The sequence below is a fragment of the Streptomyces sp. NPDC020965 genome, from assembly GCF_044333555.1.
Lineage (GTDB): Bacteria > Actinomycetota > Actinomycetes > Streptomycetales > Streptomycetaceae > Streptomyces.
On sequence record NZ_JBIRRE010000008.1, the window covers coordinates 13,392 to 33,235 of the forward strand.

Sequence of the window (19,844 nt, forward strand, 5' to 3'; positions counted from 1 at the left end):
AACATTCCAGTGCGGTCACCGCGTCATCCGTAACAAGAGCCATTCCGCTCCAACGGGGGATCGGAAACCACTATGGGGGGCATAGTTGCGCAGCGGAAACAGAAGACACGGCGGACTCGGAGCGGTGGTCGCGGCAGCGGCCATGGCGCTGGTCACCGGCGCGGCCACCGCGCTGCCGGCCACCGCGGCTCCTGGCCAGGGCACGCCGCCGGGGTCCGAGGCGGCGCCGTCCGGGCCGTTCACCGGACCGACGCACCTGATCAGGCTGATCACCGGTGATGCGGTGGCCGTGGACACCCGGGGCAAGCCGGTCCGGATCGTGCCGGGCAAGGGCCGTGAGCACATACCGATCGTGACGGAGCGCCACAAGGGGCGCATCCATGTCATTCCCGCCGACGCTCGCCGGCTGATCGAGACGGGCCGGGTCGACAAGGCCCTGTTCGACATCACCGAACTCGGCGGTCCCGAGTACCGGAAGCGGGACCGTGCGGGGCTCGCGCTGATCGTGCGCTACGGCGGCCCGGAGGCCCGCGGAGCCGGTGCGAAGGCCGCCGCGACGCTCAAGGCGGAGCTGCGGAAGGACGGCGGCGCCACGGTCCGCCGGGCGCTGCCCCGGATCGGCGCGGAGGCACTGACCGTGCCCGCCAAGTCCGCGGGCGACGTCTGGAAGACCCTGACCCGGTCGTCCGGCGGCGCCGGTGCGCCGCGCGCCGCCGCGCCCGGACTGGACCGGATCTGGCTGGACGGCATCCGTGAGGCGAGCCTCGACCGGACCGTCAAGCAGATCGGCGCCCCGGCCGCGTGGGCCGAGGGCTACGACGGCACGGGGGTACGGATCGCGGTCCTCGACACGGGAGTGGACGAGACCCATCCGGAACTGCGGGGCCGTGAGGAGGCCGAGCGGAACTTCTCGGACGCCCCGGACACCAAGGACCGGAACGGCCACGGCACCCATGTGGCGTCCATCGCCGCCGGTACGGGGGCGGGGGCTGCCGGCGCGTACCGGGGTGTCGCCCCCGGCGCCCGCGTCCTCGACGGAAAGGTGCTGAACGACGACGGCTACGGCGACGACTCCGGCATTCTCGCCGGGATCGACTGGGCCGTCGCCCAGAACGCCGACATCGTCAATCTCAGTCTCGGCGGCCGCGACCGCCCCGGCATCGACCCGCTGGAGGAGGCCGTCAACCGGGTGTCCGCCGAGCACGGCACCCTCTTCGCGGTCGCGGCGGGAAACGGGGGCCCGGAGTCGGGCACCATCGACTCCCCGGGCAGCGCGGATGCGGCGCTGACCGTCGGTGCCGTCGACAAGAGCGATGTCATCTCCGTGCGCTCGGGGCGCGGTCCGCGCGTCGGGGACGGAGCGGCCAAGCCGGATGTCACCGCACCGGGGGTGGCCGTCACCGCGGCCTCGGCGCCCGGCAGCAAAATCGCGGAACGGGTCGGCGAGAAGCCGCCGGGCTATGTGACCATCTCCGGCACCTCCATGGCGACCCCGCATGTGGCGGGCGCGGCCGCGCTGCTCAAGCAGCGGCATCCGGCCTGGACCGGCGCCCAGTTGAAGGCGGTGCTCGCCGCCAGTGCCCGGCCGGGCGGCGCCGGGGTGTTCGCCGAGGGCAGCGGTCGGATCGACGTGGCCGCCGCCCTGACGCAGACGGTGGTGTCCGAGCCGGCGTCGGTCGGATTCGCGCGGCAGCTCTTCCCGCACGCGGACGACCGGCCGGAGACCCGGAAGGTCACCTACCGGAACAGCGGCGCCGAACCCGTCACCCTCGATCTGTCGGTGAGCGGGGTCGGTCCGGACGGCACGCCCGCGCCAGCGGGGATGTTCACCGTCGATACCGAGCGGGTGACCGTTCCCGGCGGTGGCACGGCCACCGTCGGGCTGACGGCGGACACCCGGCCGGGCGGTGATCTCAACGGGGTGTACACCGCGACGGTGACGGCCAAGGGCGCCGGTCAGACCGTACGGACCGTCGCCGCGGTGGAGCGTGAGATCGAGTCCTACCAGGTGACGTTGCGCCATATCGGCCGGGACGGACAGCCCTCGTTGGACAACTGGCCCTCGCTCTACCAGCTCACCGGGCCCGGCAGCGGCGGGGTGCGGCTCGTACGCGTCTCGGCGGACGTCTACACGGCACGGGTGGCGAAGGGTGTGCACTTCCTGCATTCGTGGGACTTCGGCGCGAACGGCGATCAGAGCGAGATCTCCGCGCCGCATCTCGATATCACCGAGGACACCACGGTGACCGTGGACGCCCGTACCGCGCGGCCGATCAGCGTCACGACTCCGGACGCCACGGCGACCCGCGCGTTCGTCGAGGGCAACATCGAACTGGACACGCCCGTGACCGGCTTCTCCGCGGGCTGGTCGGCCGGCTCGTTCGAGAACCGGTTCACCGCCCAGCTCGGTCCGGACTTCTCGTCGGAGGGCAAGCTGTTCCAGCAGTTCGGCTCGATCGATGTGCAGGACACCACCGAGTACCGCCTCAGTTACGGCGGTCGGGTGACCCGGCTGGCCACGGGTCTGGAGCGGCGGGCCACCCGCGCCGATCTGGCGCGCATCGCCGTCCGCGAAGGCGCGTCGGTGCCCGGGAAGCAGGGCCGCCTGTCGTCGTACGCCCGCCTCAAGGACGGCGGCTTCGGCTCCATCATCACCCCGGCCATCCAGCGGCCACTGCCGGTCGCGACCACGGTGTACGTGACGACGGCGGACACCGATTGGGTGTTCGGGCTGGATCAGCTGGACCCGACCGGGGAGTTCGCCGAACTCTCGCACGGTACCGGCGTCGTGCGGTACGAGGCCGGTAAGAACTACCGCCGCGATTTCGGCATCGGCGTCTTCGGGCCCCGGCTGACGGAGACACAGGGTGTCACCCGCGACGGGGACACGATCACCGGCTGCCTGGACCTCCACTCCGACGGCGGTGGCCACTGGAGTTACGCGGACACCGACCGGATCTCGGCGACGCTGCACCGGAACGGCGTCGAGGTCAGCGACTCCCCCGATCTGCTGAGGTGTTGGGACGGTGTCACCGTGCCGGCGGAGAAGGGGCGCTTCCGGCTGAGTGCGTCGGCGATCCGCGGCGGTGTCGCGTCGGTCTCCACCGAGACCTCCGCCACCTGGACGTTCGACTCCGGGCACACCACCGCCAGCGAGAAGCTGCCGGTGTCCGTGGTCCGCTTCACGCCCCGGCTCGCCACCGACTCCACCGCGAAGTCGGGGGCCGTCACCCGGGTGCCGGTCACCGTCCTGGGCGCGGCGGCGGGGAAGAATCTCGCTTCGCTCACGGTCTCGGTCAGCCGTGACGGCATGACCTGGCAGAAGGTCAAGGTCGTCAAGGGCGCGGTGAAGGTCCGCAACCCGAAGGCGGGGCAGACGGTCTCGTTCCGGGCCGAGCTGGTCGACAAGCAGGGCAACACCCTGACCCAGACGATCAAGGACGCCTACCGGAGCAAGTGACGCTCCCGGTCGACCGGGGCCCCTCGGCGGACGAACCGTCCGCCGAGGGGCCCTTCGTGTGTGCGACGGCCGGTCTCTCAGAGGGTGAGCAGGGTGCCGATGCCGGTGGCGGCGGCCCGGGTGTGGATCCGGTCGGCGACGGCGACGTCGAGCACCGACATGCCGAACGGATTGCTGATGATCACCTCGTTCTCGTCCCGGCGGCCCGGGTGGTCACCGGTGAGCAGTTCGCCGAGCGTGGCGTCCACCCGACGGGCCCCGGGCTGGGCGGTGACACCGTCGCGGGGCGTGCCGTCGGGCCCCAGCAGGGTGCCGGCGCGGTGCATCCGGCCGAGGAGTCGGCGGGGGTCGTCCCGTACGAGACTCCAGTCGTCCACGACCACCGTCGACGCGGCGAGCACGGCGGCCTCGGTGAGGTCGTCCAGCGAGACATGGCAGACGAGGGCGCCGGGCCGCAGCCAGTCGGGCTCGATATAGCCCTCGGTCACCGTGGTGACGGGGACCACCAGTTCGGCGTCGCGCACCGCTTCGCGCGCACCGTCGGCGACCACGGTCTCGATCTTCTCTCCCCCGGGCAGCGTGGCGATGAACGCCCCGAGCGCCTCGGCCCGGGAGCGCTCCAGGTCGTACACGGTGACGCGGCGCAGCGTGGGCACGGTGGTCACGAGCAGTGCCATATGGGCCTGGGCCAGCGGGCCGCAGCCGATCACGCCCAGCGACCGGGGCGCGTCCACGGCCAGATGACGGACCGCGAGCGCGGTGACGGCGGCGGTGCGCATGGCGCTGATGTAGGCGGCCTCCATCAGCACGACCGGCCGGGCCGTCTCGGGGTCGAGCAGCAGGGTGAACCCCTGGGAGCGCGGGATGCCCCGGCCGGGGTTGCCCAGTGAGGCGTTGATCGTCTTCATCCCGACGACCGGCCGGCCGTCGGGTATCAGCGCTCCGGGCATGGCGAGCAGCCGGGCCGAGTCCCCCTCGGGTGTGGTCCAGCCGAGGTACGCCTCCTCGGGCAGGACCGTCCGGCCCGTGGAGTGCAGCCGCAGCGCGTCGGCGACGGCCGCCACGATGTCCACGCCACGGGCCGCCTCGATGACGTCGGCGCGGGTCAGATAGCGGAAGGAACTGTCGGGGTATCGCTCGAAATCCATGGTGATGCGGCCTCCTTGAGGTCGGCTGGTCGTACGGGCGCGGGGACGGGATACGTTCGGCGGAGTGCGCGTGCCGGGGCACGGCGGACAGTCGGGGCTTCGAGGACGCGACCCGAGCAGGTGGAGACCGGGGCGGGGCCGCACCGGGCGTACGGGGCCGAGGGCGGCCGGCGCGTACGGGGGCGGGGCCGGTGGGCGGCACGATCCAGCGGGCGTACGGGCGCGAGAGCCGGCGGCACGGTCACGCGGGCGCCCACGGCGGGTCCTGCGGGGTCCGCGTCGGGTCCCGGGGAGTGCGGTGGCTCATCGGCGGTACGACTCCCGGGCTGTGGGAACACGGCGGGTGCCGGAGGACTCCGGGAGTTGCGGGGAGCGTGCCGTGGTGCGGCATCGGTGAACGGGCCGGGGGCGCCGACTCGCGGCGCGGTGGCGGACGCGGGACATGCATCGGCGGAGGACGCCGTGTGTCGACTCGCTCCTGGCCTGTCGCCGTACGCCTCCTCGGCCGCCCCGTGCTGACTTGGGCCGACCGTTACCGGCCGACCCTGGCCGGTATTCAAGTGTCCGTACGAGAGAGGCGTCAACGCGATGGTGGCACGTGTCCGCTCCGCCGGCTGAAACCAGCCGCCGTCCGCACTCCCGTTCGACACCTACTCCATGGCGGCTGTGGTGCGACGACGTGCGCGCCGACCGGGCGGCACCCGCGCGGACGGGGCGCCGCCCCTCTGGCCGAAAATCACTCGACACCGAGCGACCCCGTCCCTGGCGGCGGTGGTGGTCACGCGCGGCACGACGGGAGGCCCGGACACCGTCACCTCGTCCAGGACGGTCGTCGCTGACGGTCGTCTAGGAACGCGGTAAGGGATCCGGGCGTACCCCGTGGTGAGTCAGCGCGCGACGGGTTCGGGCACCGCGGCTTCCCGCACGGCGGCGGGGTCGAGCAGGACGGGCAGCTCCGTGAGGCCGCGGAAGGCCGGGAACGGCACCTCAAGCCAGGACGGTTCGCGCGCGGGGTCGGCCGGTGCCACCCGTGGGAAGCGGCCGAACAGACCGGTGAGGGCGAGCTGCGTCTCCATCCTCGCCAGCGGCGCCCCCAGACAGTAGTGAACGCCGTGCCCGAACCCGAGGTGGGCGCTCTGCGCGTTGTCGGGCCTGGTCACGTCGAACCGGTCCGGGCTGTCGAACTTCAGCGGGTCACGATTGGCCGAGTTCAGGGCGATCTGCACCAGCGCGCCGCGCGGAATGCGGGTACCGGCGATCTCCACGTCCTCGGTGGCGAAGCGGAACGTCGCGCTCTCCACCGAGCCGTCGTACCGGAGGAGTTCCTCCACCGCCGGAGCGAGCAGCTCCGGGTCCTCCCGTACGGCGCGGAGCTGCGCGGGATGATTGAGGAGGTGGTGGACGGCGTTGCCGATGAGGTACGCGGTGGTCTTGTGGCCCGCGAACATCAACAGGAACGCGGTCGAGATCAGCTCCTGTTCGGTGAGGCTGCCCTCCTCGTCCCGGGTCGCGGTGAGCGCGCCGAGCAGGTCCTCGGTCGGGTCGGCGCGCTTGCGGGCGATGAGGTCGGCGAAGTATCCGTGCAGGCTCTCCTCCGCCCGCTGCTGGGCGAGTTTGGACTCCTTGCTGAACCCGGTCTGGGCGACCGTGGTGGACCAGCCCTGCACCATCGCCCGGTCCTCCCGGGGCACGCCCAGCAGTTCACAGATCACGATGATGGGCAGCGGGAACGCGAACGCGGGCAGCAGGTCGACCGGTTCTCCGGTCGGGCAGGCGTCCAGTAGTTCTTCGACCACGTCCCGGATGTGTGTCCGCAGCGACTCGACACGGCGCGCCGTGAAGGCGGAGCTGACCAGCTTGCGCAGCCGGGTGTGCTTGGGCGGGTCGGAGTTGAGCATGTGGTCGTCCAGCGCCACGGACGAGTCGCCGAAGATCCTCCGGTAGGAGTCGATGGCGCCGTACATGTCCTTGCTCAGCCGGGGGTCGGAGAGGGCGGCCCGGGCGTCCTGGTACCGCGTGATGAGGAAGGTGTCGAGTCCGTGCGGCGGGCGCATGGGGCAGACGGGCGCGTTCTCCCGGAGGTGGCCGTAGACGGGGTACGGGTTGCGCCGGAACTCGGGGGTGCACCGCTCGGCCGCGGCGGCGGGATCATCCACACTGGTCACGGACGGCTCCTGAGGTCGAAGATCGCTTCAGCGTTGCCGCCGAGCACGAGTTGCTGCGACGCCTTGTCGATCGGCAGCTTCTCGATCAGGCGGATGTACTCCTCCAGGGGTACCGACAGCGGCGGTGAGTCGGTGCCGAAGAGCATGCGCTCCGGGCCCAGCACCTCGGCGTTGAGGCCCAGATGGGCCGGGCTGAAGGTACTGGTGTCCACATACAAGCGGCGCAGGGCGGCGGCCGGGTCGGGCGACGGGGCGGCGGAGGGCGGCGGCCCCGGCGGCACGGGTGCCTGCCGGCCCGGGTCGGCGGGTCCCGGGCGCGGGGGCCCCTGCCTTCCGGCACCCGGTGCGGCGCCCGTCCGGGGGGCCGCACCGGACCCGGTGGCGGGCGGACCCGAGGGCGGGCCGGCGCCCCAGTGCCGGGGGCGGGCCGCCGTCTGGAGGCGTTCCGGCAGCAGCGCCAGCGCGCCGCCGCCGGTGGCGCCGATCAGCCGCAGCTCGGGGTACTTGTCCAGCAGACCGGCGAAAGCGATCATGGCCAGGCTGAGCGAGAGATCGCCGAACCTGCCGATCTGCTCGACGAAGCCGAGGTCGCCGACCCGGTCCGTGCCGATCGGCTCGGCCGGGGCGTGCACCAGGACGGGCACGCCCGACTCGGCGGCGAGCGCGAAGAACGAGTCGGCCCGGGGCGAGGCGAGCAGTTCGCCATGGACGCTGGACGTGGTGATCAGTCCGACGAAGGCGGGGTCCGCCAGCGTCTCCCGGACCCCGTCCAGATGGTCGTCGTCACCAAACGGATTGGCGTATACATATCCGCGCAACTGGTCCGGGAAGGTCCCGATCAGCCCCGACATCCACGCATGGAACGCGCGCAACCGGTCGCGTGGCTGGTTGTAGTTGTCCACGCCGGGGACCCTCGCCATCGCGCCGGCACCGACCGGGCTGCCGATGATGGTGAGATCGATCCCGGCCTCGGCGCGGGCGGCGAGCATCCCGTCGACGTCGGTGAGGGCGGGAGGCATGGGGAAGCGACGGGCGGCCTCCGGCGGGGACAGGTGCCCATGGATGTCGATGATCATGTATCGGTTCCCCGGTCGGGTACGAGTGCGTGGGCCACCGCGACACAGTCCTCGTCGCCGTGCCCCTGCTCGGTGGCGCGGACATGGGTGCGGGTCGCCGCGGCCAGCAGGGGCAGTTGGAGCCCGGCGGTCTCGGCCTGGCCCGACGCGAGCAGCAGGTCCTTGGCCATCAGGGACAGCCGGAAGTCGGGCTGGTCGAAGCGGCCGGCAGCCAGGCGCTTCGACTTGAACGCCATGACGGGTGAGGCGAAACCGCTACCCGCGATGGCGGCGAGGACGAGCTTGCGGTCGAGCCCGCTGGCGGCGGCCAGCTCGACGGCTTCGGCCATCGCCTGGACCTCGATGCCCATCAGCAGGTTGAGGAGGAGTTTCATCCGCATGCCCGAGCCGAGTTCGCCGAGGTGGACGACCTCCTTGCCGAGCAGCTCCAGCAGGGGTAGCCCGGCGGCGAAGACCCGCTCCTCGCCACCGACGAACAGCCGTAGCTCACCGCTGGTCGCGTGCTGCCGATTGCCCAACATGCCGACGTCCAGCACGGAGGGGATGTCTCCGGTGAGCCGGACGACGTCCTCGGGCGCGACGGTGCTGGCGCAGACCAGTGCGCCGGGGTACGGCCCGCCGGACAGGATGCCGTCCGGTCCGCGCAGGACGGTGGCCAGGGCCTCGCTGTCGGCGACGGTGCAGATGGCGGCCGTGGTGCCCGCGACGGCCTCGGCCGGATGGGCCGCGGTGACGGCGCCGACCTTCACCAGCGGTGCCGCCCGCTCGGCGGTCCGGTTCCAGACCCGGACCGCCACGCCCTGGTCGAGCAGCCGGGTGGCGAGACCGGTGCCCATGGAACCGAGGCCGAGAACGGCCACGGAGCCGGTGTGTCGTGTCATGGCGTCGCCCCCACGGTCTCCTGGATGACCCGGTAGCGCAGCGACTGCGTCTGGTCGACCCAGACCCGGAGCGGCTCCAGCAGGGCCCGGTGGTCCTCACCCTGCTGCCAGGCGAAGAAGTGCTCGGGGGTCTCCCACTCGCTGGTGATCACCCATTGTCTGGAGTCGTCGATGGGCTCGCCGAGCCGGTCGATGAGGTGACCGGGGACGCTGGCGACGGACTTCCTTATGCGTTCGTACGCGTCGAGAAACCCTTGCTCACCGCCCTCGACGACGTGGACCGAGTACACCACGGACAGCTTGTCGGCCGGTTGGCCGTTCTGCAGGGTGCGCATGTCTCCTCCTGACGGTGAGATCTGACGGTGAGATCTGACAGAGCACGCCCTCAACGGACTCATGGCTCCCGTGGCCCCGCAACTCCGGCCGGGGGAAGGGGGTACGGGCACCCGGCACAGCGGCTGGCCCATTCGGGTGATCTCCGAGGGCAGCCACGGTGGCACTCCGCCGCGGAGCCGGTGCCCGGTCCGCCGACGGCGGTGGCGACCGCACCGTCAGGGGTGGCGATCCGTCTCCTCGGGGTCCCGTTCCTCGGGCGCGAGGACGGGGACCCCGAGGAGACGGGACCCGGCGTACGGGTGAACCCGCGCCGGGCGCCCACGAAGGGTGAATGCCCCCCGGCCGACCGGCGGAGGGGCGGAGGGGCGGCGTCAGGTACGGGGACCCGAGGTCGCGGTGCCCGCCCCCGGCCGACCGGAGGGGGTCAGTCCTCGCCGACGTGCGAGACCCCGGCACTGTCGAGACGCCGCTGGACGTCCTGGAGGAGCACCCCCAGCAGTTCCGTGAGCCGGTCCCGCTGCTCGGGGGTGAGGCCGCCGATCAGCTCGGCCTCCCGGCCGAGGACCTGATCCACGGTCGTCTCGACCAGTTCGTGTCCGGCCGGGGTCAGGGTGACCTCGACCGTGCGGGGCCGGCCGGCGCCGGGCCGTCGGGTGACGAGGCCCTCGCGTTCGGCACGGGCGACGCGCTGGGAGACGGCGCCCGCCGTGACCAGGGAGCGGCGCCCGAGTTCCCGGGTGGTCAGGGTGTACGGGGGGCCGCCGCGGCGGAGGACGCTCAGCAGATCGAGGGTGGCGGCGTCCACGCCCTGACGGGTCAGCACCCGGCGCCGGTCGTCGCCGAAGAGTTTGGCGAGCTGCCAGACGGGGGTGACGATCCCGATCGAGGAGACGGGGGTGCCGGGGCGTTCGCGCTCCCAGGCGGCGGCGATGTCCCGCACCCCGTCGGCCCGCACCCCGTCGGCGGGGTCCGCACCGGCCTCGGCCACCGATTCGGCGCCCGCTCCCACTCCCGTCCCCGCCATGGAGTCCCTTGCCACGATCCCTCTTCCCGATGCCAGGTGTCCCGATGTAGGTTTAGATCTAAATTTAGCCCTGAACGACAGACGGGACAACATGGTGTCACGCGAAATCCTGATCACCGGTGGCGGCACGGGAATCGGCCGGGCCATCGCCGAGCACTTCACCGCCCAGGGGGAATCGGTGATCGTCACCGGCCGTCGGAGCGGCCCGCTCCAGGACGTGGCGGACGCCATCGGCGCCCGTGCCCTGGTGTGCGACCACACCGAGCCCGACGCGGTCGTCCGACTGCTGGCCGAACTGCCGGCCACGATCGACGTGCTGGTCAACAACGCCGGGGGCAACACCGACTTCGACGCCGACGGTGCCGGTGACCGGGACCTGGCCTCCTGGGTTCGTGACTTCCGCGCCAACCTCGACGCCAACCTGGTCAGCGCCGCCCTGACGACCAAGGCGCTGGGCGAGCGGCTCGCCCCCGGTGGCGCGGTCATCCACATCGGGTCGATCGCCGCCGACCAGGGCGCCGGCTCCTACGGCGCGGCCAAGGCCGGGCTCGCCGCCTGGAACCTCAGCCTGGCGCGGGAGCTCGGCCCCCGAGACATCACCGCCAACGTCGTCTCGCCCGGTTACATCGCCGACACCGAGTTCTTCCGGGACCGGCTGGCTGACGAACGGCGTGGTCAGCTGGTGGCCGCGACCTCGGTGGGCCGCGCCGGCGCCCCGGCGGACATCGCGACGACGGTCGGCTTCCTCGCCTCCCCGGGGGCACGGCACATCACCGGACAGGTGCTGAACGTGAACGGCGGCGCCCGCCCGACCCGATGAGGCCGGAGCGGCCTTCGGCGGGGCAGTGCGGGTGCCGCCGAAGGCCGCCCGAGGTAGTCCGAGGTAGTCCGATGATCGCTACGGCCTCCGGCGCGAGCCCGCCCGGAGCCGCCGTACGCCGTCGCTAGGCCCCTCCCCCACCCCGGGGGGGGGGGGGGGGGGCGGCCCCCCCCCCCCCCCCCCCCCCCCCCCCCCCCCCCCCCCCCCCCCCCCCCCCCCACGTACCCCGGCCCGGGGGGGGCCCCCCCCCCCCCCCGCGGGGGCGGGGCGCCCCCCCCCCCCCCCCCCCCGGGGGGGGGGGCGGGGCCCCCCCCCCCCCCCGCGGCCCCCCCCCCCGGCCGTTTCCTCACCAAGTCGGTCCGGACCCCTCCGGTGTCCGCGCCGCGTCGGACGCCGCGTCCCGCCGCACCTCGGCGGCCGAGCCGTCCCGACACGACGCCCGCCACGACCGGACGCCGGATCGGGAGGCGCGTCGGGACGTCGGACGGTCCGGGCCGGCGCTCCCCCTGGAGGGGATAGCGGTGGAGCGCCCCCGTACCGGCTCCGCGCCGACCCCCTGCCGGGGCCGTCGTCAGACGAGGGTGAGGGCCGCGGCGCCGATGAACACGATCTGCATCACCGTGCGCGGGCCGATGGGATCGCCCTGGGCCACGCCCCGCCGGGCCGCCGAGACGTTCGCCGGGTACATGGCGATCAGCAGCAGCAGGAGACCGATCGCGGCCCAGGTCGCCGTCGCCGGGATCAGCAGACCGACGGCACCGGCCAGTTCGAGGACACCGCTGACGGTCACCAGCAGGTCCGGCCGGGGCAGGGCGGGCGGGACCATGCCGATCAGCTCCGCGCGGAGCCTCGGCTGGAAGTGGGCGAACGCGCCGAGCAGGAACATCAGGGCCAGCCCCACCCGCAGGGCGGGCTGCCAGCCGTCGAGGGCGTCCACGCCGGCCAGCCCGGCCACCCGGGCCGCCACAAACCCGACGACGAGTGCGATCAGGGCCTCCATACCGACCTCCGGTTCCTGGCCCCGGCAGCGGCCGGGGGCCACGACGCGCCACGCGGTGCCGACGGGGACGGGGCGAGCAGCGACCTCCGGCGCGGGACGGGGGCCGCCTGGGGCCGGTGAGGCGCCCGCATCCCACGATGGGTCACCCGCGGGTCGTTGTCATCACGAGGGGGAACCCCGACGTCGGGCGCCCGCGCGCAGCGGGTGCGGGGAGCCCCGGATCCGGCCGTCGGCGTGGGTACGCCGGGCGTCGCGTACGGGTCACCGTCCGCCGCGCACCGGTCATGCCCCCGGAGGCTCCGGGGGGCGCCTCCACGCGGTACCGGGCGACACCTGCGAGAATGATGCGTACGCATGCAATAAGGAGGTGAACCATGCCACATACAGGTCCCATCAGGGTGACGAGGTCGCTGAAGGTCGGGGTTTGGCGGTCGTTCATGGAGGTCCACAACGCGGTGCTCCGGGAGATCGAACGCGAACTCGCCGACCGGCACCGGCTCTCGGTGAGCGAGTTCGACGCGCTGGTGAACATCCCGCTCGACGGCACCCGCCTCAAGGACCTCAAGGAGCGGATCGTCCTCACCCAGAGCGCGATCAGCAGGCTCTGCGACCGGCTGGCCCAGCGCGGGCTGGTCACCCGCACGCCGATCGAGACGGACCAGCGCGGCGCGATGATCCAGCTCACCGACGAGGGCAAGAAGCTGCTCCGCGCCGCCGTGCGCACCAATGCCGAAGTGGTCGAGCGGACCTTCGCCGACCGGGTCCCGGAGGGTGAGCTGCTGGCGCTGCACGGCATCCTCGGCCGACTGGAGAGCGGCGAGCACCCCCGGGAGTGCGACGTCACCGACTGACACCCGCGACCTCCACTCCGCCCCCGCCGCCCGTACGGAGGCGGGGGCGGCGGCATCCACCCGGGGGCCGTGACGGTGAGGCCCCGGCACCCTCCCGTACCGCCACCGGACACGGGCCGCCCGCTCCCCCGGCCCACCCGCGCGGCCCGCCACCCCGGCCACCCGATCCCGGACCGCACCCGCCCCGTGTCCCGGACCCGAAGATTTCCACACCCCGCCCCGGACCCCGGAATGAAACCCGCACGAGTGTGGTTAAGATGAATGCGCAAGCAACAAACAGCTTGCGATCGGTTCTCGCATCACGGCCACCACCCGTGGCCTCACCTCAAGGAAGAGGACATGAGCAACAACAGCTACCTCACCAACAGGCTGACCCCCGAGAACACGGGCATCCTGCTGGTCGACCACCAGACCGGCCTCCTGATGGGCGTCCAGGACCACGACCAGAACGAGGTCCGCCGCAACGCGCAGGCCCTGGCCCGTACCGCCAAGGTCTTCGGGCTCCCGATCGTGGCCACCACCTCCGCGCCGCAGGGCCCCAACGGCCCGCTGCTGCCCGAGCTGGTCGCCGAGCTGCCCTCCGGCGCTCCGGTCATCCACCGCAGTGGCGAGGTCGACGCCTTCGACGACCCGGCCTTCGACGAGGCGGTACGGGCGATGAACCGGCCCAACCTGGTCATCGCGGGCGTCATCACCGACGTTTGCCTGATGTTCGCCTCCCTCTCCGCCCTCGGTCGGGGCTATGAGGTGCACGCCGTCTTCGACGCGTCGGGCACCACCAACACCCTCGCCCGGGAGACCTCGCTGCTCCGCCTCCAGAACGCGGGCGCCACCCCCAACAGCACGGTCGGTGTCATATCCGAGCTGCTGCGCGACTGGAAGACCCCCGGCGGTCCCGGTACCGCCGACATCTTCGGAAACCTCGCGATGCCGTTCTACGGGGCCGTGTCCGCCAGCCACGCCGCCGCCAGCGGCAACTGATCACCCACACACCGGCGCCTTCCACCACGGGACGGGGTGGAAGGCGCGCGGACGGTGCCACCCGGCCGACTCCACGCCGACCGGGTGGCACCGGCGCTCCCCGACCCACACCTTCAACTTGCCATGTCCACCGCATCTCGCGCGGCCATCCCACCGCTCCTCCGCTTCTCGTGGCTCCTGCCCGGGGCACGGCGACCGCCAGCGGCTGCCCGCCGAGCGCGTGGCGGAGCACGTACGGCGACTGGCGGAGCGTCCCCAGGAGATGCAGCCCCGGCCCATCGACCGCACGGCCGTCCGCTGGTGAACGGCCGGGTGTCGCCTGCGGCGGACGCGGGGAACCGGGAGGCGCCGGTCCAAAACGACCGCTCAGGCGTCCGGTACCGCGCTCTCGGGTCCCGCGTCAGTGCGCGGTACCGAGCCCCCGGGCGAACCCGCCGTCCACGGCCAGCTCGACATTGGTGGTGAAGGTCGCACCCGAGGCCAGGAACAGGGCCGCCGCGGCCACCTCCGCCATCGTGCCCACCCGCCCCATGGGAGTGGACTCGTAAGCCTGCCGCTCGAACCCCTTCCGCTGCTCGGCGGTCAGGCCGGGCATACCCAGCGACGGCGTTTCGATGAATCCGGGAGCGACGGAGTTCACCCGGATGCCCCGGGGCAGCAACTCGGCGGCGAGTACATGGGCGAACGCGCGCGTCGCCTCCTTCGACGCGGAGTAGGCGCTCATTCCGGGGAAGACGGCGTCGTTGGCAACGGTGGTGAAGACGATCGAACCGCCTTCCCTGAGCAGCGGGGCCAGCGCCTGGACGGAGAAGAACGCCCCCTTGGTGTTGACCGCGAAATGCCGGTCCCAGGAGGCTTCCGTGACCTCGCCCAACTCGGCGAACTCCGCGAAGCCGTGGTTGACGAAGAGGTGGTCGACATGGCCGAGCCGCTCCCGGACGAGGTCGGCGAGGGCCGCGATATCGGTGGTGCTCGCGGCGTCGGACCGTACGACGTGCGCGGCCCGGCCCCGCAGCTCGCTCCGGGCCGCTGCCGTCCTCGTCTCATCGCGCCCGGTCAGCACCACCTCGGCCCCGCCGTCCAGCAGCGCCGTGACGATCGCCAGCCCAATGCCATGGGTTCCGCCCGTGATGACGGCCTTCTTGCCCTCGAACGTGCTCATCGTGACTCCTTGGAGAAACAGGTCGACTGGTCTGCGGGAGTGACTCTGCGGGGCGGCGCATTCGGTCGGTCTTCGGTCCGCTCTCGGTCGACTGTCGGCGGCGGTCGTCTCGTGCGGGCTCCGGCCGCTGGGGCGTTCCGTGCCGCACACCGGACCGGACCGCCGGGGGGGCTGTCACCGCCACCGGGCGGCACTCCTCACCACGCCATCCGTCACCGCGCCGCGACGGCCCGGTTCCCCTGCGTCGCGGTGGCGCGATGGGCGGTGGGGCTGACGCCCCTGGCCCGTTTGAACGCGGCGCTGAAGGCGAAGGCGTCCGCGTAGCCGACGCGGCGGGCGATCGATGCGACCGTCGCCGACGACTCCGCCAGCAGATCGGCCGCGAGCGCCATCCGCCACCCGGTCAGATAGCCCATCGGCGACTCCCCCACCAGCTCGGGAAAGCGCTTGGCCAGTGTGGTGCGGGAGACACCGGCCTCGGCCGCGAGTCCGGCCAGGGTCCACGGCCGGTCGGGCATCTCGTGCATCGCCCGGAGCGCCGGCCCGGTGACCTCGTCGCCCAGCGCGTGGTACCAGGCCGGCGGATCGGCCTCCGGGCGGTCGAACCACGCCCGCAACGTGCAGACCAGCAGCCAGTCGAGCAGCCGGTCGAGCACGATCTGACGCATCGGACCGGTAGCGCCGATATGCGTCTCCAGCAGATCGCGGGTGGCGTTCCAGTCGCACTCCTCCTTCAGCAGCAGGAACGGCGGCAGCACCCGGAGCAGTCGACGCGGCACCTCGCCGCGTACCCGGTACACACCGACCATCAGCGTGGTGTCCCGCTCCGGCGTCGCCAGGTCGGTGGCGACGAACGGCTCCGGACCGCGCAGGACCGCGGTCTCCCCCTCCCGCAGCAGCCACCGCTCGGACCCCTGCTCGATCCGGACCTCACCGCGCAGGGGTACGCAGAGAGTCAGCGAAGCACCCTCGGCGAGCCGGAGCGTCTCCGGCGAGGTGAACACGGAACAGCCGAGCAGCGCACCGTCGGCGCGCACTCCCCGCAGCAGGTCATCGAAAGGGTCCATCCGCCAACCGTACGATCACACATGGGCCACGGATCATCGACCATGGTCGGAATCGGACACCGACGGCACGCTGAACCCATGACAACAGATGAGATCTTGGTGTTGGGTGCGACCGGCAAGACCGGGCGCCGGGTGGTGCGGCTCCTGCGCGAAGCGGGCCGGACCGTACGGGCGGCCTCCCGTTCCGGCGAGGTGACCTTCGACTGGGACCGGCCCGCCACCTGGGGCGCCGCGCTCGACGGAGTGGCCACCGTCTACCTCGTACCGCCGGAGGATCCGGCGCCGGTGGCGGCGTTCACCCAGCAGGCCACCGACGCGGGCGTCTCCCGCTTCGTGGTGCTGTCCGGCCGGGGCATCGAGCACATGGACGCCGCCTTCGGTGCGGGCATGACCGCGAGCGAGCGCGCGGTGCGGGAGTCCGGGGTGGGGTGGACCATCATCCGCCCCAACAACTTCAATCAGAACTTCGACGAAGACCTGTGGCGGGAACCCCTCCGGTCCGGCCGCCTCGCCCTGCCGACCGACGCGGTGCCTGAGCCGTTCATCGACGTGGACGACGTCGCCGAGGTCGCTGCCGCCCTCCTCACCGCCGAGGGCGGTGAACACGACGGCCAGATCTACGAGTTGTCCGGCCCGCACGCCCTCACGTTCGACGAAGCGGTCGCCGTCATGGCACGGGCGGCCGGGCGGCCCATCGGCTACGAACGACTCACGCCCGGGGAGTACGCCGCCGAACTACGGGCGGCCGGCGCACCGTCCGAGGTCGTGGACGCGTTGAACACCATGTTCGCCGTCCTCCGGGCCGGCCGCGCCGCCCACCCCGTCGACGGGGTACGCCGGGTGCTCGGCCGGGACGCCCGCTCCTTCGATGCCTATGCCGACCGCGCGGCGGCGAACGGAGCGTGGGCGCGGGAGGAGTGAGCCCGGGGTGATCGCTCGCGGCGGCCTGGACATCTGGAGCGGGGTCCGGGCCGCCGCGCCGCCGGAGGCGGGGTCTTCCCGGCCCCCCGGGCGGAGTGTTCCGGCCCGATCTCCTGGTCGCGCCTCCTGGGGCCGATCACGTCACTATCGTGGTGGTTCACTTCCTCCAGTACCTTCGGCCGACGGGAACTCCATGTCATTCGACCAGGAATGGGTGTCCGCGCGCACCACCATCGAGGACGGCGCCCATACGCGCCTGAATCAGGTCGAGCCGGGCGGGGGAAAAGGCGGCGAGGGCATCGATCTCAGCGTCAGCCAGGACAAGTTGGGTGAACTGGGCAGTGCCGCCTTCGCCTTGCACAGCATGCTCTCGGTCGACGGCAGACACGCCGACGCCAGTACCGGAGAGTCCGCGACCCTGATGACGGTCAACGGGTTTCAGACCGGCGCCGCCATGAGCGCCATGCGGAAGACCTGGGACTCCCAGCTGAAGACCCTGCTGGACGCCTGCGCCAACATTTCCAACCATCTGGATTACAGCGCGGCGTCCCACGGCAAGCAGGAGAAGAAGATCGAGGCGGCCCTGCGAACCTCCCAGATCAGCGACTACCTCACATAGGGCACGGGGACGGACATGCTGACCTTTGACAATGTGTACCAAGCCCCGCTGGGCGATCTGCACACCGCCGTCACCGAATGGGCGGCGATGGTGAGCAAGCTGGAGAGGCTGGCTGAGGAAGCCCGGACAACGCTCGGGAACAAGGCCAGGGACGAATACTGGCGCGGTGTCAACGCCGAGGTCACCAAGCCCTTCATCAAGGAGACGGTCAAGGAGTTCGATGAGGCCGCCAAGGCCGCGCAGGGCATCAAATTGATCCTTGAGGACGGCCATGAGGCGTTCAAGAAGGCCCAGGACGAGCTGAAGAAGATCGTCGATGTCGATGCCCCCGCCGCGCGGCTCATCGTCGGGGCCCACGGCGTGGTCCGGCCCCAGTACGACATCTCCCGTGACCGGGAGGCCCAGAAGGACACCGCTTACGGCCCAGCCCTGGCCAAGCAGAACGCCGCCGTCGAGGCCATGCAGCGCCGGATCGACGACATCGTCGAGAACTGCAATAGTTCCGACATCGCCACGTCCAACGCGCTCAAGGCGAACATCACCGATAACCAGCACAATTTCAGCCCACCGGTGTACAGCAACATCGACGCCGAAGAGGCCAAGCGGGCAGTCGATTTGGCCAACAAGGGCCGCGACCTCACCCACGCCGAGCTTCAGCAGCTCAACGAACTCCTCAAGGGCAACCACACCTCCCCCGAGTTCTCCCGCGCCTTCTACGAAAGCCTGGGGCCGAAGAGATCACTGGAATTCTTCGGGCAACTCTCCACGGACACCTACGACCTGGCCAAGCAGGACAAGGAGCGGCTGGCCGATGTCCAGGAACTCCAGCGCAATCTGGGCCTGAACCTCGCCACCGCCACCAAACCCGTCGGGGCGGACGACGCATGGACCCAGAAGTGGTCCGAAGACATGCGCAAATTGGGCACCGAGCGCATCCCCCTGGCCAAGTACGACCACAACGGCCCGTACGGCTACCAGCTACTCGGCGGCATCATGCGGTACGGGAACTATGACCCCAGGTTCCTCAACCCGATCGCCGGGCATGTGACCCAGCTCCACGCCAGGGACCCGTACTTGTTCGCCGATAACAAGGGCACCGGCGGATGGGACAAGAACCCGTTCAACCCTTCCGGGAAGAACGGTTCCGGGTTCGACCCCATGCTGAGCATGCTGGAGGCCCTCGGCCACAGCCCTCAGGCCGCCAAGGAGTTCTTCGGCAACGAGCCCAAGGCGTACAACGACGACGGCACGCTCAAGGCCGGACCGCCCAAGGATGCCGACGGCAAAGAGATCAAGAGCTATCTGGACTACTTCGGGAACAACGACTACGAGTCCTTTCCCGATATCGCCGGGCACGCCCCCGACGACATGAAGAAGTCCCTCGACCACATGCCGAACGTCTTCGGTCACGCGCTGGAGGCGGCCACCCTGGGCCACGCCTACGACGACCCGAATCCCGCCCTGGTGCGGGACGCGGACTCGGTCAAGATCATGGAAGAAGTCGTCGAGAAGTACGGCAGCGACCCTGAACTGCTCAAGGAGCAGGAGGCCCTGGCCGACAGCCTAGGACGCATGGGGGCGGGCTACATCGATGACATCAACTGGGCGCTGAACGAGAACGATCCGACCAGTCTCTTCGCACCGGCCAAGGACCCGGAGAGCCACGCCGCCTTCGAACGGACCGGTGCGCGGCAATTCCTGAGCACCCTCGGCCAGCACCCGGACGCGTACGCCTCCGTCGCCACCGCCGAGCGGGTCTACACCACCAGCATGCTGGAGGCCCAGGTCGGCGAGGGCGGGAAGATCAACGAGGGGCATGCCCGTGAGGTCGTCCGTACCGGTGCCGAGGTGCAGGGGATGCTCGACCAGTCCCGCTTCGACCAGGTCGAGGCGACCAACAAGAAGAAGGACGAGGAGTACAACCAGGCCCTGGAGAAGCGCTCCGGCTGGATCAACTTCGGTGCCGCCGCCGTGGTCGGGGCCGGAGTCGCCTTCCTCCCGGCCACGGCGGCCGGGGTCGGAGTCGCCGCGATCGTCGTACCGCTGGCCGTGGACACCGGCGGCGCGGCGGCGGAGCAGATGATCGGGCAGGCCGTCAGCGACTGGACCAGGTCCGAGCAGAAGGACAGCGGCGATGACACCGAGAAGCAGCGCGTGGAGATCTTCGCTGCGGGCGAACTGTCGGCGGAGTCCCCGATGAAGGCATTCCTGAAGCAGCACGGAATCCTTTCGGGCGACCCGTTCGGGCAGGACCTGGAGGAGGCCCTCAACAGCGGCTACAACAGAGGCACCCTCGGGGAGAACCGGCACGGCACCTCTCCCCAGCCGTGACA

At 71.6% G+C, this 19,844-nt stretch carries 16 protein-coding genes; 7 read left to right on the plus strand and 9 right to left on the minus strand.

The features are described 5' to 3' along the window. Positions 1-124: 124 nt before the first annotated feature. Positions 125-3,460 carry a S8 family peptidase gene (locus tag ACH4S7_RS23425; RefSeq protein WP_398523200.1) on the plus strand — a complete coding sequence of 1,112 codons (3,336 nt, stop codon included), beginning with the start codon at positions 125-127 and terminating at the stop codon, positions 3,458-3,460. Between the two features lie 77 nt (positions 3,461-3,537). On the opposite strand, the gene ACH4S7_RS23430 is transcribed toward ACH4S7_RS23425, so the two are convergent. The 6 genes from ACH4S7_RS23430 to ACH4S7_RS23455 form a co-directional block, all read right to left on the minus strand. Next, positions 3,538-4,608 (minus strand): ornithine cyclodeaminase family protein, encoded by a 1,071-nt coding sequence (locus ACH4S7_RS23430; protein WP_398523201.1) that lies wholly within the window; start codon positions 4,606-4,608, stop codon positions 3,538-3,540. An 887-nt stretch (positions 4,609-5,495) separates the two neighbouring features. Beyond that, positions 5,496-6,773, minus strand: coding sequence for a cytochrome P450 (locus ACH4S7_RS23435; protein WP_398523202.1), 1,278 nt, complete (start codon positions 6,771-6,773; stop codon positions 5,496-5,498). Beyond that, on the minus strand, positions 6,770-7,849 hold the full coding sequence (locus tag ACH4S7_RS23440; protein ID WP_398523203.1) for an amidohydrolase family protein: 1,080 nt from the start codon (positions 7,847-7,849) through the stop codon (positions 6,770-6,772). Before ACH4S7_RS23440 ends, ACH4S7_RS23435 begins: the two co-directional genes overlap by 4 nt. After that, positions 7,846-8,730 carry an NAD(P)-dependent oxidoreductase gene (locus ACH4S7_RS23445; protein ID WP_398523204.1) on the minus strand — a complete coding sequence of 295 codons (885 nt, stop codon included), beginning with the start codon at positions 8,728-8,730 and terminating at the stop codon, positions 7,846-7,848. Before ACH4S7_RS23445 ends, ACH4S7_RS23440 begins: the two co-directional genes overlap by 4 nt. Continuing rightward, the gene (locus tag ACH4S7_RS23450) at positions 8,727-9,065 is read right to left on the minus strand and encodes an antibiotic biosynthesis monooxygenase family protein (protein ID WP_398523205.1); all 339 of its coding nucleotides are present in this window, start codon (positions 9,063-9,065) and stop codon (positions 8,727-8,729) included. The genes ACH4S7_RS23445 and ACH4S7_RS23450 overlap by 4 nt, the downstream gene beginning before the upstream one ends. Positions 9,066-9,490: 425 nt before the next feature. Continuing rightward, entirely contained in the window at positions 9,491-10,090 is a 600-nt protein-coding gene (locus tag ACH4S7_RS23455; protein WP_398523536.1) for a MarR family winged helix-turn-helix transcriptional regulator, read from the minus strand. Positions 10,091-10,184: 94 nt separating this feature from the next. On the opposite strand from ACH4S7_RS23455, the gene ACH4S7_RS23460 reads away from it, so the two are divergent. Continuing rightward, positions 10,185-10,910: an SDR family NAD(P)-dependent oxidoreductase gene (locus tag ACH4S7_RS23460; protein ID WP_398523537.1), complete on the plus strand. Its 726-nt coding sequence runs from the start codon at positions 10,185-10,187 to the stop codon at positions 10,908-10,910. Between the two features lie 571 nt (positions 10,911-11,481). Here the strand turns inward: ACH4S7_RS23460 and ACH4S7_RS23465 are convergent. Continuing rightward, on the minus strand, positions 11,482-11,910 hold the full coding sequence (locus ACH4S7_RS23465) for a DoxX family protein (RefSeq protein ID WP_398523206.1): 429 nt from the start codon (positions 11,908-11,910) through the stop codon (positions 11,482-11,484). A 374-nt stretch (positions 11,911-12,284) separates the two neighbouring features. Here ACH4S7_RS23465 and ACH4S7_RS23470 point away from each other — a divergent pair, with 374 nt between their 5' ends. Both ACH4S7_RS23470 and ACH4S7_RS23475 read left to right on the plus strand, forming a co-directional pair. Next, a complete protein-coding gene (locus ACH4S7_RS23470) occupies positions 12,285-12,761 on the plus strand; it encodes a MarR family winged helix-turn-helix transcriptional regulator (protein WP_398523207.1) in 477 nt (158 codons plus the stop codon). Positions 12,762-13,100: 339 nt separating this feature from the next. Continuing rightward, positions 13,101-13,742 carry an isochorismatase family protein gene (locus ACH4S7_RS23475; RefSeq protein WP_398523208.1) on the plus strand — a complete coding sequence of 214 codons (642 nt, stop codon included), beginning with the start codon at positions 13,101-13,103 and terminating at the stop codon, positions 13,740-13,742. 400 nt (positions 13,743-14,142) lie between these two features. On the opposite strand, the gene ACH4S7_RS23480 is transcribed toward ACH4S7_RS23475, so the two are convergent. Continuing rightward, positions 14,143-14,904, minus strand: a complete 762-nt coding sequence (locus tag ACH4S7_RS23480) for an SDR family oxidoreductase (protein WP_398523209.1) — start codon at positions 14,902-14,904, stop codon at positions 14,143-14,145. A 212-nt stretch (positions 14,905-15,116) separates the two neighbouring features. After that, complete coding sequence (locus ACH4S7_RS23485; protein WP_398523210.1) at positions 15,117-15,971, minus strand: AraC family transcriptional regulator; 855 nt, start codon at positions 15,969-15,971, stop codon at positions 15,117-15,119. Positions 15,972-16,049: 78 nt separating this feature from the next. Here ACH4S7_RS23485 and ACH4S7_RS23490 point away from each other — a divergent pair, with 78 nt between their 5' ends. The 3 genes from ACH4S7_RS23490 to ACH4S7_RS23500 all read left to right on the plus strand — a co-directional run bounded on the left by ACH4S7_RS23490 (position 16,050) and on the right by ACH4S7_RS23500 (position 19,842). Next, positions 16,050-16,892 (plus strand): NAD(P)H-binding protein, encoded by an 843-nt coding sequence (locus tag ACH4S7_RS23490; RefSeq protein WP_398523211.1) that lies wholly within the window; start codon positions 16,050-16,052, stop codon positions 16,890-16,892. Between the two features lie 193 nt (positions 16,893-17,085). Continuing rightward, positions 17,086-17,511: a hypothetical protein gene (locus tag ACH4S7_RS23495; RefSeq protein WP_398523212.1), complete on the plus strand. Its 426-nt coding sequence runs from the start codon at positions 17,086-17,088 to the stop codon at positions 17,509-17,511. Positions 17,512-17,526: 15 nt separating this feature from the next. Then, positions 17,527-19,842: a hypothetical protein gene (locus ACH4S7_RS23500; RefSeq protein ID WP_398523213.1), complete on the plus strand. Its 2,316-nt coding sequence runs from the start codon at positions 17,527-17,529 to the stop codon at positions 19,840-19,842. Positions 19,843-19,844: the final 2 nt, after the last annotated feature.

Coding starts and splice junctions, on each gene's coding strand:
- ACH4S7_RS23480 (WP_398523209.1), bottom strand. CDS start 14,904: ATGAGCACGTTCGAGGGCAAGAAGGCCGTCATCACGGGCGGAACCCAT.
- ACH4S7_RS23500 (WP_398523213.1), top strand. CDS start 17,527: ATGCTGACCTTTGACAATGTGTACCAAGCCCCGCTGGGCGATCTGCAC.
- ACH4S7_RS23470 (WP_398523207.1), top strand. CDS start 12,285: ATGCCACATACAGGTCCCATCAGGGTGACGAGGTCGCTGAAGGTCGGG.
- ACH4S7_RS23440 (WP_398523203.1), bottom strand. CDS start 7,849: ATGATCATCGACATCCATGGGCACCTGTCCCCGCCGGAGGCCGCCCGT.
- ACH4S7_RS23475 (WP_398523208.1), top strand. CDS start 13,101: ATGAGCAACAACAGCTACCTCACCAACAGGCTGACCCCCGAGAACACG.
- ACH4S7_RS23485 (WP_398523210.1), bottom strand. CDS start 15,971: ATGGACCCTTTCGATGACCTGCTGCGGGGAGTGCGCGCCGACGGTGCG.
- ACH4S7_RS23455 (WP_398523536.1), bottom strand. CDS start 10,090: ATGGCGGGGACGGGAGTGGGAGCGGGCGCCGAATCGGTGGCCGAGGCC.
- ACH4S7_RS23450 (WP_398523205.1), bottom strand. CDS start 9,065: ATGCGCACCCTGCAGAACGGCCAACCGGCCGACAAGCTGTCCGTGGTG.
- ACH4S7_RS23495 (WP_398523212.1), top strand. CDS start 17,086: ATGTCATTCGACCAGGAATGGGTGTCCGCGCGCACCACCATCGAGGAC.
- ACH4S7_RS23430 (WP_398523201.1), bottom strand. CDS start 4,608: ATGGATTTCGAGCGATACCCCGACAGTTCCTTCCGCTATCTGACCCGC.
- ACH4S7_RS23490 (WP_398523211.1), top strand. CDS start 16,050: ATGACAACAGATGAGATCTTGGTGTTGGGTGCGACCGGCAAGACCGGG.
- ACH4S7_RS23465 (WP_398523206.1), bottom strand. CDS start 11,910: ATGGAGGCCCTGATCGCACTCGTCGTCGGGTTTGTGGCGGCCCGGGTG.
- ACH4S7_RS23445 (WP_398523204.1), bottom strand. CDS start 8,730: ATGACACGACACACCGGCTCCGTGGCCGTTCTCGGCCTCGGTTCCATG.